At 38.5% G+C, this 16,211-nt stretch carries 15 protein-coding genes and 1 riboswitch; of the genes, 7 read left to right on the top strand and 8 right to left on the bottom strand.

What is annotated here, in order from left to right:
- Positions 1–480 precede the first annotated feature (480 nt).
- Positions 481–620, bottom strand: a riboswitch (cobalamin riboswitch).
- A 54-nt stretch (positions 621–674) separates the two neighbouring features.
- Positions 675–1,607, bottom strand: a complete 933-nt coding sequence (locus tag I6F10_RS08410) for a porin (RefSeq protein WP_165743903.1) — start codon at positions 1,605–1,607, stop codon at positions 675–677.
- 170 nt (positions 1,608–1,777) lie between these two features.
- Positions 1,778–2,647 (bottom strand): LysR family transcriptional regulator, encoded by an 870-nt coding sequence (locus I6F10_RS08405; protein ID WP_165743902.1) that lies wholly within the window; start codon positions 2,645–2,647, stop codon positions 1,778–1,780.
- Positions 2,648–2,738: 91 nt separating this feature from the next.
- On the opposite strand from I6F10_RS08405, the gene I6F10_RS08400 reads away from it, so the two are divergent.
- The gene (locus I6F10_RS08400; RefSeq protein ID WP_024596244.1) at positions 2,739–3,113 is read left to right on the top strand and encodes a DUF413 domain-containing protein; all 375 of its coding nucleotides are present in this window, start codon (positions 2,739–2,741) and stop codon (positions 3,111–3,113) included.
- A gap of 86 nt (positions 3,114–3,199) precedes the next feature.
- Complete coding sequence (locus I6F10_RS08395) at positions 3,200–4,435, top strand: diguanylate cyclase (RefSeq protein ID WP_165743901.1); 1,236 nt, start codon at positions 3,200–3,202, stop codon at positions 4,433–4,435.
- A gap of 16 nt (positions 4,436–4,451) precedes the next feature.
- On the opposite strand, the gene rarD is transcribed toward I6F10_RS08395, so the two are convergent.
- Together rarD and I6F10_RS08385 are read right to left on the bottom strand one after the other, a co-directional pair.
- Positions 4,452–5,369, bottom strand: a complete 918-nt coding sequence (rarD, locus tag I6F10_RS08390; protein ID WP_039488332.1) for an EamA family transporter RarD — start codon at positions 5,367–5,369, stop codon at positions 4,452–4,454.
- A 51-nt stretch (positions 5,370–5,420) separates the two neighbouring features.
- A complete protein-coding gene (locus I6F10_RS08385; protein WP_024596241.1) occupies positions 5,421–5,876 on the bottom strand; it encodes a thioesterase family protein in 456 nt (151 codons plus the stop codon).
- A gap of 133 nt (positions 5,877–6,009) precedes the next feature.
- Here I6F10_RS08385 and recQ point away from each other — a divergent pair, with 133 nt between their 5' ends.
- The 4 genes from recQ (at position 6,010) to I6F10_RS08365 (ending at position 10,641) form a co-directional block, all read left to right on the top strand.
- Entirely contained in the window at positions 6,010–7,833 is a 1,824-nt protein-coding gene (gene recQ, locus I6F10_RS08380) for a DNA helicase RecQ (RefSeq protein ID WP_165743900.1), read from the top strand.
- Positions 7,834–7,840: 7 nt separating this feature from the next.
- On the top strand, positions 7,841–8,125 hold the full coding sequence (locus tag I6F10_RS08375) for a DUF3630 family protein (protein ID WP_002961372.1): 285 nt from the start codon (positions 7,841–7,843) through the stop codon (positions 8,123–8,125).
- Between the two features lie 169 nt (positions 8,126–8,294).
- The gene (locus I6F10_RS08370; protein WP_165743899.1) at positions 8,295–10,004 is read left to right on the top strand and encodes a ShlB/FhaC/HecB family hemolysin secretion/activation protein; all 1,710 of its coding nucleotides are present in this window, start codon (positions 8,295–8,297) and stop codon (positions 10,002–10,004) included.
- Between the two features lie 64 nt (positions 10,005–10,068).
- Positions 10,069–10,641 carry a mechanosensitive ion channel domain-containing protein gene (locus tag I6F10_RS08365; protein ID WP_165743898.1) on the top strand — a complete coding sequence of 191 codons (573 nt, stop codon included), beginning with the start codon at positions 10,069–10,071 and terminating at the stop codon, positions 10,639–10,641.
- Positions 10,642–10,729: 88 nt separating this feature from the next.
- On the opposite strand, the gene I6F10_RS08360 is transcribed toward I6F10_RS08365, so the two are convergent.
- From I6F10_RS08360 to I6F10_RS08350, 3 genes are read right to left on the bottom strand one after another with little or no spacing between them, the layout of a single operon-like run.
- Positions 10,730–11,788 carry a succinylglutamate desuccinylase/aspartoacylase family protein gene (locus I6F10_RS08360; RefSeq protein WP_165743897.1) on the bottom strand — a complete coding sequence of 353 codons (1,059 nt, stop codon included), beginning with the start codon at positions 11,786–11,788 and terminating at the stop codon, positions 10,730–10,732.
- On the bottom strand, positions 11,775–12,680 hold the full coding sequence (rimK, locus tag I6F10_RS08355) for a 30S ribosomal protein S6--L-glutamate ligase (RefSeq protein WP_002961977.1): 906 nt from the start codon (positions 12,678–12,680) through the stop codon (positions 11,775–11,777). Before rimK ends, I6F10_RS08360 begins: the two co-directional genes overlap by 14 nt.
- A gap of 2 nt (positions 12,681–12,682) precedes the next feature.
- On the bottom strand, positions 12,683–13,117 hold the full coding sequence (locus I6F10_RS08350; RefSeq protein ID WP_007585784.1) for an ATP-dependent zinc protease family protein: 435 nt from the start codon (positions 13,115–13,117) through the stop codon (positions 12,683–12,685).
- Between the two features lie 284 nt (positions 13,118–13,401).
- Between I6F10_RS08350 and I6F10_RS08345 the strand changes: the two genes are divergently transcribed.
- Positions 13,402–14,373 (top strand): zinc transporter ZntB, encoded by a 972-nt coding sequence (locus tag I6F10_RS08345; RefSeq protein WP_197098722.1) that lies wholly within the window; start codon positions 13,402–13,404, stop codon positions 14,371–14,373.
- A gap of 57 nt (positions 14,374–14,430) precedes the next feature.
- On the opposite strand, the gene I6F10_RS08340 is transcribed toward I6F10_RS08345, so the two are convergent.
- Positions 14,431–15,603: a polysaccharide lyase family 7 protein gene (locus tag I6F10_RS08340; RefSeq protein WP_197098721.1), complete on the bottom strand. Its 1,173-nt coding sequence runs from the start codon at positions 15,601–15,603 to the stop codon at positions 14,431–14,433.
- Positions 15,604–16,211: the final 608 nt, after the last annotated feature.

The raw sequence follows: 16,211 nt of genomic DNA, 5'->3' as shown, positions 1-16,211 counted from the left end.
CTATGTAGTGTGGTTATTCCCCATAAATGGGCGATAACGTAGCATTAATGCCAAACAGGCGCTGCCCAAAGGGTTCTTCCTAGGGGCTATTTACTCTTTGTTGCTCGGTTTTTACTTATTCTTACATGGATGTAAGCCATTAGAATAACGCAGGAGCAGTTATCGAGCCCACTAGGTTACAAACCTCGAGCCGCGATTAAATAGCCCCTAGTTTGAACAAATTTTAATCCGCAAAGTTCAACAGACCCTAGGTTAAACTCACTAAAAATGCGATAAAAATACTAATGCACTACAAGAAAAAATGAGTAAACCCTCTCGTTAAAAGAATTCATACCAATTGTATTAAATTAGTGATTTATTATAGCGACAAATAAATAGCTTAATAACAAGGCGGAAATTATGACATATACTTTTTCTATATAAATAATTTTTAACGAAGTTAGTAAGTTATATAATTCGCTAGAAAGATCATGTTTTTAATAAAATTGGTATTATACCATTTGTATCTGACTTAAAGCTTTGCGCTAATTACAGTTGCGGGAACAGTCGAGGACTCGCACCTCATTCCAAATGAAGCTCTATTATGGGCGGCTAAGTAAATAATTTAAAGCAAAAAAAACAGCACTCAAAAGAGCGCGATTAAAAGGGAGTGTTTTAACTAATTTAGCGAATAGTTAAAACTTGTATTCCATACCTAAGCCTACGTAGTCTTGGTCAACGTTGTTGTCCATGTCGAAGCTTGAGTAAAAGCCAAATACTTTAATGTTTTTATTTAATTTGTGTTCAAGACCAACTGATATTGCTGACTTATCGTCGCTGTCGTCAAAGTCCATGTCTTGGTATTGTACTTTAAATGTGTTGTTACCCATGCTGTAAGCTGCATTTAATAGATAACCATCCGCTTCTGCGCTGCCGTCAACTTTTTCTTGTGTTTGGTACATTGCACCTAACTTAAAGTTTTCAACTTTACCTTGGATTGACGCGCGTACTACATCGTAGCCATTTACTTCACTATCGGCTGCGATAGAGGCATATACTGCGCTCTTTTTAAGTGCCACGTCACCGTAAGTAACCGCCATTGAGTAACCGTTATCAGCGTCTACATCATCTTCAGCTACAAAAGTAGCAAGTACTTTAAAACCTTCGTATGAGTTTGATGAATAACTAACAGTATTCCCTAAACGGTTTTCACCTTTAAATACATTTTTAATATCGCCTTCAAGGTCGTTAAACAAGTCTAACTTACCTTGAGATTGTTTAAGCGCAGTATCGTTACGACCAATAACCACTTGGCCAAACGCACCTTTTAAACCAACGTATTGGTTACGCGCAGAAATATTGTCGTCGTTATCGCCTTTTGAATCAGCATCAGACACATCAACTTGAAACTCAAACTTATATACCGCTTCTAAACTATCATTTATTTTTTCAGAACCTTTAACACCAAGACGAGATGCATTACTTTTTATCTCAGTAAAAGACCCTTCGCCGTCATCAGATGATTGCACTGTTACATTCGCTTTACCGTAAATGTCTACATCGGCAAGTGCATTAAAAGATAAACCACTTAATAGTGCTAAGCATAAGCTCGATTTTACAAATTTCATGTTATTTCCTTGGATAATCACAAAAGACTAATTTTTAAAACTGCTGCATTTTGTCACCGCTAAATGACAGTAATATTACAATGGAAATATTAATGTCTTTTTTTATTAATAAAAATGCATTAAATTTGAAATCAAAATAACATGAAAGCCTAATAAACGGCCGAACTTACTTACTTTTCTTTAATGACAAGCTTGGGGGTCATTTGCGATAGTAAATTAACTAAGGTTTCTATTAACTCTTTTTGCTCGTTGTCTCTGTGATACGCTATAAACACGTCTCGCGAGGTATTTTCTACATCTTTAACATGAAACAGTTCACCTTTTTCTAAATGTCCTTCTACCAATACTTGAGGTATAAACGCACTGCCGCCACATTGCAGTATTAAATCAAGTGCAATACGTCCTGTGCTAGTTCTAAAATAAGGAGGGGTTTTTCCAGTAAACTGGCGTGCATGCCAAAGTGAGAAAGTAGTTCCCCAATCAACATATACATACTGATTATCAAAAAAGTTTTCGTTCGTTGCAGTGTCGTATCCGCTTACGGGAATGATTGGCAACTCACAGATTCGCTCTACCACTAACTCGTCTACTTTTGGTGGATCAAACAATATTGCCAAATCAAGCGTGCGTTCTAATAACAGCCGAGTGCTTTCTTGTTGTGCTTTAACTTCTGCGACTAATGACACCCCCGGCATCGCCGAGACAATATTTGTTATACCAAACTGTAAAAAAGCATCCCAAATATTGGGCGTTCCTGCTAAGCTAATTTGCTTATGCATATTATCGGCAAGCGCAACATCCACTTTGGCGCGTTGCATGCCCGTAATAATCATTTGTGCATGGGGTAATAAGCGCTCGCCAGGTGCTGTAAGTTGAATGTTATTACGCTGGCGAATAAACAAATTAACACCAAGCCCTTGCTCTAATTGGCGAATTCTAAAGCTCACTGCAGACTGCGTAATATAAAGGTTTTCGGCCGCTTTACCAAAGTGACGCGTACGTACTACCTCAACGAATGTTTTTAATAAATCGATATCCAATTTTTTATCCTCACGATAAAAATAATTTGTTTAATAAATTGCCAAACTTGCATCATACTCCAGCTAATTACTAAGGTATGAGGATAAAGCTATGAGCAATAACATTTCATTACTACGCCAAGCATTTGTTAGCCAACGTCAATTTTATGATGATCAAAACTTTCCACGAGGCTTTAGCCGCAGCGGAAACTTCACCTTATTAGAAGCCAGCATACTTGAACAACACGGAGTTGTTTTAAAAGGCTTATACAGTAAAACAATTGAGCCGCAAAACGAACACCAGGAACAGTTTGTAGCAGTCGTAACTGGCTCACAAGAACCTACCAACCCAATCGAACGAGCTTGGGTAAAATACTTAAAACTAACGACCTGCAAAACTAAGTTTCATACTTTATTTGGCCGTTCAAAAATGTCGAGCCCGGCACCGATTAGCCAAGAGTATTATTCAGAAGCGGATAATCTGTAAGTACTTAAGTTATTTGCTTTTTTGCGTTTTAACAGTTACAACTTGTATAAGCAAATATTTTTGCAAAATATATATAGGGTTGTTCCGTGACGCGAAAAATTCTAATAGTTGAAGATACACCTGCCATGGCGCGAGTGCAAAAGCACATCGCGCTTAAGGCTGGTTATGAAGTTGATATAGCTGAGTCATTAGCGCAAACAAAAGAGCTTATAAGTAAAAATAGCTATTTTTGCGCTGTAGTTGACTTCATATTACCTGATGCCCCATCTGGTGAGGCTGTACCTTGTACTATTAATGCAGACATTCCAACTATTGTAATGACGGGCAATATTGATAAAAAAACTCGCGACACTGTAGAAAAATACCCAATCATCGATTACATCATTAAAGAAAATAAACAAGCTTATCAGTACCTCGGAAAACAGTTACAGCGCCTGCCTCGTAACGAAAATGTAAAAGTACTCGTTGTTGACGACTCTAAATCGACCCGACGATACATTTGTAGTTTATTAGTGCGCCATAAGTATCAAATTATTGAAGCGCAAGACGGACAAGAAGCGTTAAATCTGCTTGAAGCTTCACCTGATATTTCAGTTATTATTACTGATAATGAAATGCCCAACATGAATGGCGATGAGCTATGTAGCGAGATTCGCCGCTTATATAGCAATGATGAAAAGGCTATTATTGGTATTTCGGGTTCTGACTCTGTAGGGCTTTCTAGCTTATTTTTAAAAAATGGCGCAAACGATTATTTGCACAAACCTTTTAATAGCGAAGAGTTTTACTGCAGGCTTAGTCAAAACGTCGATATGTTAGAACTTATAGCCACCATAAGGCGACAAGCCAACACGGATTATTTAACTAATTTACCAAATCGTCGTTACTTTTTTGAAGAAGCTGAAAAATCATTAAAGCAAATAAAACATACTAAAGGTGACGGTGCTTTAGCTATGCTTGATATTGATCACTTTAAATCAATTAACGATACATACGGGCACGATGTTGGCGACGAAGTATTAAAAGGGCTCTCTATTTGCTTCAGTAAATACTTTAAAAAGCACTTAGTAGCGCGCTTAGGTGGTGAAGAGTTTGCAGTTTATTTTATAGATGTAGATAAACAAGAAGCCCTTAAACGCCTTGAAGGCTTTAGGTATTTTATAGAAATGAATAGCCAAGAGTTTAGTAAAGCTAAAATAAAATTCACCATTTCTATTGGCTTTGCAAACGGGCCTGTTTATCAAATTGATGAACTTTTAAAACAGGCCGACTTAAAGCTTTACGACGCTAAAGAATCTGGTCGTAATAAAGTAGTTAGTTAACCATTTTATTAGTTAATTATACTTCTGCGGCTGTAATAGCCGCTTTTTTACGTTTGCGTGATTGATGGTAAGAGTCCCAACTAAAAATAGCCAGTGCACTCCAAATACATGCAAATGTTACTACACGCTCTGCATCAAACACTTCACCATAAAACACCACAGCTAGTATAAACATTAAGCTTGGCCCAATGTATTGAAAAAAGCCAAGTGTAGTATATTGCAAACGCTTAGCTGCACCGGTAAAACACAGCAGTGGTAATGTAGTTACAATACCTGCACTAATCAGTAGTACATTAGTATGCCAATCATTAGCTGGCAGGCTTGATGTTGCTGTAGGCACCATTAACCACCAGTAAATAAGTGCGACAGGCAGTAATATAAGTGCTTCGAGTAAAATGCCAGGCAAGGCTTCAACCGGTAACTTTTTACGTAATAAACCATAAAGTGCAAATGATATAGCCAGTGAAAAGGCAACTACCGGAAACGAGCCAAAACTAATTAGCTGCAGCACTACACCGCTAAAGGCAAGGGCTACTGCTACGCCTTGGAATTTACGCAGGCGTTCGCCTAAAAAAAGCATACCCAGTAATACATTTAAAAGAGGATTTATGTAATAGCCCAAGCTTGCATCAAGCATGTGGTTATTATTTATAGCCCATATAAATAAACCCCAATTAAACCCAAGCAGTGCAGAGGTTATAACAAGCATAAGCAAAAGCTTAGGTTGAACGATAATGCGTTTAATTTTACCCCAATACCGTAAAACACTTACTACCAATACTAAAAACACAACCGACCAAATAACCCGATGCATTAAAATTTCAAAAGCAGAAACATGCTGAATTAACTTAAAGTATATTGGCGCAAGGCCCCACATTAAAAAAGCAAGACAAGCAAAAATAGCACCTTTACGCTGCTCAGTATCAATCGACATAATAAACACTTAGTGATTTAAAAGGCCGCTAGTTTACTTGCCATACGCGTTTTATCCAACTAAATACGTGCCGGTTCCAAAAGCAATTTGAACAGACTGTTCGTTATGTAATTCCATTCTGCATACACATACTTTATTACCTGAACGAATAAGTGTTGCGCTGGCAGTAAAGCTCTCTCCTTTACCAGGGCGCAAATAATCAGTACGTAAGTCGATAGTCCCAAGCGTGGCTAATTTTGTTTGCACGCTTGTAATATCTAAATCGGTGAGTTTATCAATTACACTTGCTGCAGCGAGCATACCGCCTACATTATCAAGTACGGCTGAAATAACACCACCATGGAGTATTTTTTGCGCAGGGTTACCAATTAGTACATCCTGCCACGGGAACGTAATTTTGGCCTGTTCAGGGCTTAACGACTCAACCGATATTTGTAAAAACTGGTTAAACGGCATGCCATTTACAAATAACGCGCCCACTTGTTCAATTAACATTTCTTTATTCATTATTATTCTCTATGTCAAAACAGGTAAGATGAGTAAAACATACATAGTGTAAAACTACGAGACTCCACTTAAATAATTTATCAAGTAACTCAGCTAAAGACATCTCACTAAAAAACCACTAAAATACCCGCCAATGAATACATCAACTCCACCTTCTAGCACCCTTGTGCGTAAACCCGAAACTGTCCTCAAACAAGTGTTTGGCTACAGTGAATTTCGCGACGGTCAAAAAGCAGTTATTGATGCCGCTATTAACGGTCAAGACTCGCTTGTATTGCTTCCTACTGGCGGCGGAAAATCGGTGTGCTACCAAATCCCTGCTTTAGTACTCGAAGGCGTAACCATTGTTATATCTCCGCTTATATCGCTAATGCAAGATCAGGTAACGCAACTGCAAGCTCTTGGGGTAAAAGCCGCTTACGTTAATAACAGCTTAGCACGAGAAGAACAGCAATTGGTGTATCAACAGCTTCATCAGGGGCAAATTAAGCTCTTATATGTGGCGCCTGAAAAAGTATTACAACACGAATTTTTAGAGCGTTTATCGCATTTAAATGTGAATTTATTTGCTATTGACGAAGCGCACTGTGTGTCGCATTGGGGTCATGACTTTAGACCTCATTACTTTCGCTTAAACGAATTAAAGCAACGTTTTGCACATGTCCCAATGATGGCATTAACCGCCACCGCCGATAAAGCCACACGGTTTGATATAGTTGAGCAATTAAAACTACAACAGCCTTATATTCATACTGGCAGCTTTGATCGCCCCAATATTCGTTACACCATAGAAGAAAAATTTAAACCTATGGTGCAATTGCTTCGCTACCTAAAGGAGCAAAAAAGCCAAAGCGGTATCATTTATTGCACCAGCCGTAAACGCGTAGACGACATTGCTGAAAAGCTTGCAGATGCAGGACTAAACGCTGCCGCTTATCATGCTGGTATGAGTAACGAGCAACGACAATTTGTACAAACCGGGTTTGCCCGTGACGATATACAGATAGTGGTCGCAACCGTTGCTTTTGGTATGGGTATAAACAAGCCTAATGTGCGTTTTGTACTGCATTACGATATTCCAAAAAGTATAGAGTCGTACTATCAAGAAACTGGTCGAGCTGGGCGAGATGGACTTGCCGCAGAAGCTATAATGTATTTTGATCCAGCTGATATAGGTCGCGTAAGGCGCTTTTTTGAAGACATAGACGATGAACAACGCCGCCGCGTAGAAGAACAACGCTTTAACGCAATGGCAAGCTTTGCCGAAGCGCAAACATGTCGTCGTCAAATATTACTTAACTACTTTAGTGAATATCAACGCGAACCTTGTGGCAACTGCGATATTTGCTTAAATCCGCCAAAAAGCTTTGATGGTACGTTAGTCGCCCAGCAAGCACTTTCGTGTGTGTACAGAGCGGGACAACGTTTTGGACTTGGTTATATTGTTGAATTACTTCGCGGTGCAAATACGAGCCGCATCCGCGATAATAATCATCATGAGTTAAGTACCTACGGCATAGGTAAAGATAAAAGCAGTGAGTTTTGGCTTAGTATTTTACGCCAACTTATTCATCAAGGCTTACTTAGCCAAGATATAACACAAGGTGCGTCACTTAGATTAACAGAAGCCGCGCGTGTAATTTTAAAAGGTGAATACGCACTGCAATTAGCCGAGCCACGCCTGCAAGCCAAACACGTTTATCAAGATAAGTTAGCGCAATTTAATTACGACAAAAAGCTATTTGCTCGCCTGCGCGCACTTCGTAAAGAACTTGCTGATGCCGACGATGTGCCACCTTATGTAGTATTTAATGATAAAACGTTAGCCGAAATGGCGCAGCTTATGCCAACAAACGACAGTGAGTTTTTAAAGGTCTCAGGTGTTGGTTTTACTAAGTTAAATAAATACGGCGGCGAATTTTTAACGGCAATTCGACATTACCTAGCTACTAATTAAGAGCATTATGACCCAAATAGAATATGACCATACACACAAATGTATTTTGATTAATCCCATTGAGCTACCAAACGATGAAGACTTTGAGCTGTGGAGTACATTATTTTTACACTCAGACGAAGTAACACTCAATGAGTACTCTGCTGGCGCCGATCGACATCAAGTTCGCTTTACCTATAATCATCAAACCTTTAATTTAAACTATGAGCATTACAGCCAAAGCATCTGGATTAATGCCGAAGGTCATGAAGCTGAACACTTACTCGCCGCTTTAGCATTTTATTTAAGCTAGCTTTTAATGCCTAGCGCATAGGTCGCTGCAAACCAGCTGGCTATTAACAAAAGTGAATATGAGTAACAATTAATTAATTTCAAAATCCATACCTTTTACTTACATTATAATAACAATGATGTAAGCTGATATTACGATAGTCATTTGCTACGTAGCAGTAAGAGGTTTAATGGTGAGCAAGAAATGGATAGCACAATGTTGTATTAGTTTAACGGTTTTAAGCTTTTATGTGCCTAATACGTTCGCACAACAATCTTCAATGAAAACTGATAACTGCCTTGTAAAACAGACAGATTTAAGCACAAATAAAAACCTACGCCGAGAAGTTCAAGACAAAACAACCCTCACGCACAGTAATAGTAACGCTAAAATAGCCTCAATAAAGCTCAAGCAACTTAATGTATTTAATACTGAGCTTGAAGAGGAAAATAATGCCCTATTCCGATTTGCTAACCGCGCTCACATTCAAACAGAGCCCGATGTCATTAATAACCTTTTATTATTCTCCCCAGGTGACAAGTACGACGCTAAAAAGCTCGCAGAATCTGAGCGTTTACTTCGCAAAGAAAGCTACTTATATGATGCACAAATTAGTGCTACCGAAAACTGCGACGGCGACGTTAATGTAGAAGTGGTTACCCGTGATTTATGGACACTTTTACCTGAAGTGAACTTTAGTCGGAGCGGTGGAGAAAACAAATCGAGTATAGGTTTTAGAGAATCTAACCTGCTTGGCTGGGGTAAGCGCCTTTCTTTTTCGCGCACGACTGACAGCGATCGCAGCGGTTACTTATTTGTTTACGACGATCCTAATATTTTATCTACTCGCTACCGAGGCCGTTTAGAGTACGCCGATAACAGCGACGGCAAGCGCCATTTGCTTGAGCTAACCTATCCATTTTACGCAATTGACACCCCTTTTAGTTACGGTATTTTAAGCTATTCTGAGCAGCGCGAAGAGTCACTATATAAACGCGGCGAAGAGTTTAGCGAATTTGATCAAACTACTGATTTAAACCGTGCATTTATAGGACACTCTAAAGCGCTTAATAATAATTGGACCCAACGCTTAACCTTAGGTTATACCGACGAGCAGCATACCTTTGAAGCTATAGACACTACATTTGCACCACTTGCCGATGACAGAAGTTTAAGTTATCCCTTTATAAGCGGCCATTGGTTTGAAGATAACTACATAAAAGTACGCAATTTTGACAGTATATCTCGCACTGAGGATTTAAACTTAGGTTGGAATATTAAAAGCTTAATTGGCTATTCAGATGAGTCATTAAGTAATGACGACAGCCGCGCGGTGTATTCTTTTAACTTTAAAAAAGCCCACTTTACTAACGATAATACCTTATGGCGTTTTAGTGCTGATATTGATGGCTATTGGAATAAAGAACAGAAAAAACTCGAAAACTTTATGGCCACCAGCCAAGTACAATATTATTTAAATACCAGTGAAGACCAATCTTGGTATGTTAAAGCCCGCGTGCAATACGCCAAAAACCTGACTGCTGATCAACAGCTTACTTTAGGTGGCGAAACAGGCCTGCGTGGTTACCCGATGGATTATCAACATGGCGATCGCAGCTTTTTAGTTAATCTAGAAAAGCGCTATTACTGGGAGTACGATTTACTACAACTATTTAAAGTGGGTGGCGCAGCTTTTGTAGATGTAGGCAGAGCATGGTTTAACGATGAAGATAACGGTGAAAATGCACATGTATTGAAAAATGTAGGCGTTGGTCTTCGTTTAGCACCAAGTCGCGCAAACTCAGGAACCATGATCCACATTGATATTGCCGCCCCTGTTGATAGCTACGACGATGTAGACTCAGTCCAGTGGCTAGTAAGCGTTAAAAACACTTTTTAAATAATACAAACACGTTAAACTAATACCAATTGCATTAAATTGTTATGAAAGTTCAGGACCTAATGTGGAAATAATAGAAGTTTTAGAATTGTTTGCATCACAATATAAGTTAGTTGTAACTATAATCGCTATTTTGGTTTTCCCTCTTCTATTAAAAATAACCAAAAAACTACTCGAAAAAGCGATTAAAGGCAAAGTAGATTTACACCGAAAATACCGTGCAGAGCTTTTACTAAAAATTATACTCGCCTTTGTAGTACTGTGTTTGGTTTTAGTATTTTGGGGTATAGAGCTGCGTGGTTTATTGGTTTTAGGCTCTTCTTTATTTGCCATGTTAGGGGTAGCACTTTTTGCCGCCTGGTCATTATTGAGTAACCTCACCGCATTTTTACTGATGTTTATTCAAAACGATTGCCGCGTTGGTTATTGGGTACGAATTATTGATGGTGCGAATCATGTTGAAGGGCGCATTGTTGAAATGGGCTTAATGAATGTAGTACTTGAACATATTGATGGGCACCGTGTAATTTACCCTAACAATTTATTTGTGACCCGTCCTGTCATGGTTTTAAATAAAGAACCAAAGCCAACAAAAGCTCCCGTTATAAAGCGTATTATTGGACCTAAAAAATCCTAAATTAAAATAAACACACAAAAAAGCCGCAGTAGGTAATTACCTACTGCGGCTTTTTAATGCTTTAACTAAATAGAGTTCAGGTTGGCTACTAGTTATTTAATTCAGCTGTTTTAAGCTCGTCATCTAAATCATTTATCTCATCAATAAAGTTCTCTAGTTGCTGCTCTACTAGGCTATTATCATTTGCAAAGTAAGCAAGGTGGAATACCGCATCACCTTCATTTACCAATGGCATAGTTTGCTGACCAATAACAATACCGCCTTTAGGCGCTAATAGCTCAAGCTCAGAATCCCCTAGAGGGCTACTTATATATGCAAGCACTTGCCCTTTAGTTACATGCTCCCCTAGTGATACTTGTGCACGCACAATGCCATCAACTTCGGCACGTATCCAACTAGTTGAACCTGCAATAATAGGATCTGGTAACTTTTTAGGACGCTTGCCACGGATCATTTTTAAATGACGCATAACATAATCAACACCCTGTACACCGGCCGCAATTGCGATTGGATCAAAACGCAGTGCTTCACCAGCTTCATAGGTTATAACCGGGATACCTAGGTTTGCAGCTTCACTTCGTAATGAGCCATTACGCAATGATGCATCTATAACCGCCGGCGTACCAAATGCTTTAGCCATTTCAGCGGTTGCTTCATCTTCTAAATTAGCGCGAATTTGCGGTAAATTAGTACGATGAATAGCGCCAGTATGCAAATCAATAATGTGAGTACAATGTACTGCCACTTGATTAAAAAACATATAAGCCATACGCCCAGCTAATGAACCACGTTCAGAACCTGGGAAACTGCGATTCATATCGCGTCTATCTGGTAAATAACGCGATTTGTGAATAAAGCCAAACACATTCACAATAGGCACAGCGATTATTGTTCCGCGCAGTTGGCTTGGATCTATTTTAGCAAGTAACTGACGCACAACTTCTACACCATTTAGCTCATCACCATGAATAGCCGCACACACCATAAGCACAGGGCCTTCCATTACACCATTAACCACTTCAATAGGAATATTAAGTGGTGAATGGGTGTAAAGCTTAGCTGCTTCTAAGGCAAGCGTTTTACGCTCGCCTACGCCTACATTTTCTCCTAATAAGAAAAAAGGACGGTTAATTTTAACCTTTGCCACGTGTTGCTGTTCCTTTACTTGAGGCATTTTTTTCGATGAAATCAATCACCATACCTGCAATATCTTTACCTGTTGCTATTTCAATGCCCTCTAAACCCGGTGATGAGTTAACTTCCATCACAAGTGGTCCACGAGATGAGCGAAGTAAATCAACTCCCGCTACATTTAAGCCCATTGATTTAGCCGCTGCTACTGCCGTTTTACGTTCCTCTGGAGTAATGCGAACTAATGTAGCGCTACCACCACGGTGAAGGTTAGAGCGGAACTCACCTTCTTGTGCTTGGCGCTTCATTGCTGCTATTACTTTATCGCCTAATACGAAACAACGTATATCGGCACCACCCGCTTCTTTAATGTATTCCTGAACCATAATATTAGCTTTTAAGCCCATAAATGCTTCAATAACACTTTCAGCTGCTTTGCGTGTTTCAGCAAGTACAACACCAATGCCTTGTGTGCCTTCAAGTAATTTAATTACAACAGGTGCACCGCCTACCATTTCTAGTAAGTCTTTTACGTCATCGGGTTTGCTGGCAAAACCTGTTACTGGCATACCAACGCCTTTGCGCGAAAGTAACTGAAGAGAGCGTAATTTATCGCGCGAACGAGAAATAGCGACTGATTCATTTACAGGGTAAACACCCATCATTTCAAACTGACGAAGTACCGAACAGCCATAAAATGTAACCGATGCACCAATACGCGGGACGATTGCGTCAAATTCTTTTAAGTTTTCACCGCGATAGTGAATTTCTGGTTGCTCAGAGTTTATATTCATATAACAGCGCAATGCATCAATCACTTTAACTTCGTGACCGCGTGCCTCTGCCGCCTCAATTAAGCGACGCGTTGAATATAATTTTCTGTTGCGAGATAAAATACCGATTTTCATAGTTAAACCTTACGACCTAATAGTTGAGATAAAGCCGGGTCAACGACTATACGATTTTCCATGGCTGTACGCCCTAATAACATTCTAAACTTCATTGTTGCACGGCTTGTTAAAGTAAGCTCGATAGGCCAGCTATGCTCGCCTGCATGCAATGTAGTTTCTATAAAGTAACGTAGTTCTTTTTGCCCACTTGAGCTGGTTACGTACTTCATTTTTTTAACTTTTGCATTGCAAGTGACTTGCGTTTGCTCATCATCTTGCAGTGGCTGGGCCGTAAATTTAACCCATTTTTCTGAGTCAACTTCGTATTCTTCAATGTTAATTGCATGAATACATGAAGTGCGAGCGCCAGTATCAATTTTTGCTTTTATCTCGTTAATACCAAGCCCAGGTAAACTTAACCACTCACGCCAACCAACTGTGATCTTTGCTGTCATAAATGTGCCCTTAATAAAAAAGTGACTTATACGCTACAGGTAAAAAAACACCAACGAAATAAATTTATCTAGTCGATTAGTAAATTAAATTGATCTTTTTAAACAACTGGTCACACAATGCACGCCTTGCTGAATAGTACTTTATGCCACTTTACTCAGCCCAAAGCTCTGCATATATTTTGCTATTTAAGCTTAACTTATTAAAAATAAAGGTAAGTTTAAAATACTTAAGTAGATACACTATAGTTAACGGTATTAAAAATACACTATTATGAGAAATAATTATGATTAATGGTTTACTACATGCACTTGTACTTGATGGACAAGGCGGCGCTCGCCCTATTGAAAGCACTAATGAGCTAAATAGCTGGCAACCAAGCCACGGAAAACTTTGGGTGCACATGGACTATAGCCAAAGCGAGGCTGTTGAATGGCTCAAGGCACAACCTCATTTAAACGACTACGAATTAGAGTCCTTAATTGCTGATGAAACACGCCCGCGTATTACATCAACGACTAACGGACATATGTTATTTTTACGTGGTGTAAATTTAAATCCAGCACAAAGCCCTGAAGACATGGTTTCAATTCGTTTATTTATTAGCGAAGACATTCTTATTACTACCCGCAAACGTCGTTTATTATCGGTGCAAGATACGCTCGCCTGTTTAAATAAAAATAAAGGCCCATGCAATATTTCTGAATTAGTGTGCTCTATTACACAAAAATTAACCTCACGTATGCAAAGCGTTATTGACTCACTAGATGAAACACTCGACGAGTTTGAAGAAGAAATAGATGAACCAAGTAAAAAGTTTGACAACCAAGGCTTATCACAATTGCGACGCCAAACTATTGCCTTAAAACGTTATTTAAAACCGCAAAAAGAAGCCCTTAGCTCAATGGTAAATAACCACTACCTATGGTTATTAGATGACGATAAAGCAAAACTTAATGAAACCACCAACTTATTAATTCGTTATCTTGAAGAGCTAGATAGTTCGATTGAGCGTGCGCAAATTATTCAGCAAACAATCACTAACCAAGTTTCTGAGCAGTTAAACCAGCGAATGTATGTTATGTCTGTAGTGGCAGCACTTTTTTTACCACTGGGCTTTTTAACGGGGCTTTTAGGTGTAAACGTAGGAGGCATTCCTGGTACAGAGAGCCCTTATGCGTTTAGTGCTTTTGTCATATTTTTAATTGTGCTCACTGGCAGTATTGGTGTGTATTTTAAAAATAAAAAATGGCTGTAAATTAAAACGCATATTTATTATGGCCACTCAATTGAGTGGCCATAATTAAGTGACTACTTAGTTTGTTTGACGGGTATAAGTAACATTAGTCATTGTTACTTTTGATTGAGTAATACCTAAATCTTCAAAGCAATTTTTGAATGAATTAGAGTTACCTGCTTCACCGCATTTATCTAGAGTATTTGGGTCTTGAGACTGTAAATAGTTACCAAACTTAAAGTAAGATTCAGAATCATCTTCTACAGGAATACCAAACGAATTACCTAGTGCACTTACATCTACATCGCCGTAATTATTTACCACTCGCAAGTTAAATGACTCACCGCTTGTAATAGTACCTAGCGCAAATTTTTCTTCATTGCCACTGGTATTACGCAAACGAACATAGACATCAAAAATGCCATTACCCGCTACGCTGTCGTTAAAACCTGATTCATCAGTATCTGAAACATACACTTTAGAAATAGTCCCAGTATCGCTGGCGTGGTGCTGTGAAATAATTGTTTTACCGCCATCAGACATTTCAACTTTTACAGTTGCTTCAAATACTTCGTAAGACTGTGTCATGGCAACACGCAAGCTTTCTTTTACCTTGTACTCATGACGCCAGCCATTCCCGTTAGGCGTAATATGCTGTGCCTCCAAAGGTACAAACACTAACGTACTATCGTTAACTAACGGGTTAGGGCTATCCCCTTCTAAATCAAAAACACTACCACTTGTAATGCTGCTTGGAATCGTTGTACCGTCTCCAGATCCTGCACCATCATCAGTGCCACCACCATTATTACTGCCCTCAACTAATGTAAAATTATCAAAGCGTACATCACTTGAGCTATTGTAATGCTTAGCAAATACTTGCAGTGAATTGGTATTCGCTGAAGTAAACGTTTTAGTTACCTTAGTCCAAGACGATACATCAAAGGTTTTGTTTTTAAATAAACCGTTTAAGTCGTTAACCCCAATCTGCCCTTTACCAAGTACATAAGCACTTAACGTATATTCAGTGTTTGGCTGAATATTTACTAATTGATAAACACGTGCAGGACTTCCCTGAATTTTTAACGATTTAGATCCGCTATATGCATCAGATGAAATAGCCGCTGGCTCAGTTTCGTTCCAACTACTAAAACCGCTTTCAAAGCCAGGGTTATTAATAGTTGCAGCGTGAGATAACGCTGAGGTTGCAGTAATTGCAGTGCAAATAAACAATTTCTCGTGGTTAATCATTATCTTTATTCCTTTAAACCTGAACATAAAAACAACCTAACTACTTAGGTTAGTGAAATTCACTAACACTTAGATCTTACCGCTATACAGGTTTTTAATTGTGTATGAATAGTAATGGTAATTTAAATGGCAAATAAAACTTACCAATTAACATTACCAAAAAGTATGCCCGAAGGCGGGATAAAGGTTATGCTTATTGTTACCAATATGTCAACATAGTGTGATACAGCAAATAAGTATTACTTACATCTTTATTACTACTTAAAAACAAATTTAATTTTCAATTTAATCAACATATTAGATTTTATTAAGTAACGAATTAATTTTTAAAAATAAATTTTAATTTCAGACATAAGTACTAAAAAATAAATAACACTGCTTACCAATAATTATGGACAATATTAATTTAGTATGAATAAAAAATAAAAATAGAGATAAATTAAAGACTAATTTCAAATTGGTAATAACCAGGTTTAAATTGGTAATGTACATTTTTGATTTATATAGAGGCTAATGAGTGTATTTAAAGCTTAAACAGGGAGTAAAACTAAAAAAAGGCGAGCATTGTTAAATGCTCGCCTTTACTATTTTTCTAATGCTGGGTAATT

Origin of the sequence: Pseudoalteromonas sp. SWYJZ98 (genome assembly GCF_015864495.1) — a bacterium.
In the GTDB taxonomy this organism is placed as follows: Bacteria; Pseudomonadota; Gammaproteobacteria; order Enterobacterales; family Alteromonadaceae; genus Pseudoalteromonas; species Pseudoalteromonas distincta.
The sequence above is the reverse complement of the archived record's forward strand: the minus strand, read 5'-3'. Positions and strand labels throughout refer to the sequence as shown.

Excerpts from the sequence above, each read along its gene's own strand:
- I6F10_RS08370 (WP_165743899.1), top strand. The coding sequence starts at position 8,295 with ATGGTGAGCAAGAAATGGATAGCACAATGTTGTATTAGTTTAACGGTT.
- I6F10_RS08410 (WP_165743903.1), bottom strand. The coding sequence starts at position 1,607 with ATGAAATTTGTAAAATCGAGCTTATGCTTAGCACTATTAAGTGGTTTA.
- rarD (WP_039488332.1), bottom strand. The coding sequence starts at position 5,369 with ATGTCGATTGATACTGAGCAGCGTAAAGGTGCTATTTTTGCTTGTCTT.
- I6F10_RS08345 (WP_197098722.1), top strand. The coding sequence starts at position 13,402 with ATGATTAATGGTTTACTACATGCACTTGTACTTGATGGACAAGGCGGC.
- I6F10_RS08340 (WP_197098721.1), bottom strand. The coding sequence starts at position 15,603 with ATGATTAACCACGAGAAATTGTTTATTTGCACTGCAATTACTGCAACC.
- I6F10_RS08385 (WP_024596241.1), bottom strand. The coding sequence starts at position 5,876 with ATGAATAAAGAAATGTTAATTGAACAAGTGGGCGCGTTATTTGTAAAT.
- rimK (WP_002961977.1), bottom strand. The coding sequence starts at position 12,680 with ATGAAAATCGGTATTTTATCTCGCAACAGAAAATTATATTCAACGCGT.
- I6F10_RS08375 (WP_002961372.1), top strand. The coding sequence starts at position 7,841 with ATGACCCAAATAGAATATGACCATACACACAAATGTATTTTGATTAAT.
- recQ (WP_165743900.1), top strand. The coding sequence starts at position 6,010 with ATGAATACATCAACTCCACCTTCTAGCACCCTTGTGCGTAAACCCGAA.
- I6F10_RS08350 (WP_007585784.1), bottom strand. The coding sequence starts at position 13,117 with ATGACAGCAAAGATCACAGTTGGTTGGCGTGAGTGGTTAAGTTTACCT.
- I6F10_RS08400 (WP_024596244.1), top strand. The coding sequence starts at position 2,739 with ATGAGCAATAACATTTCATTACTACGCCAAGCATTTGTTAGCCAACGT.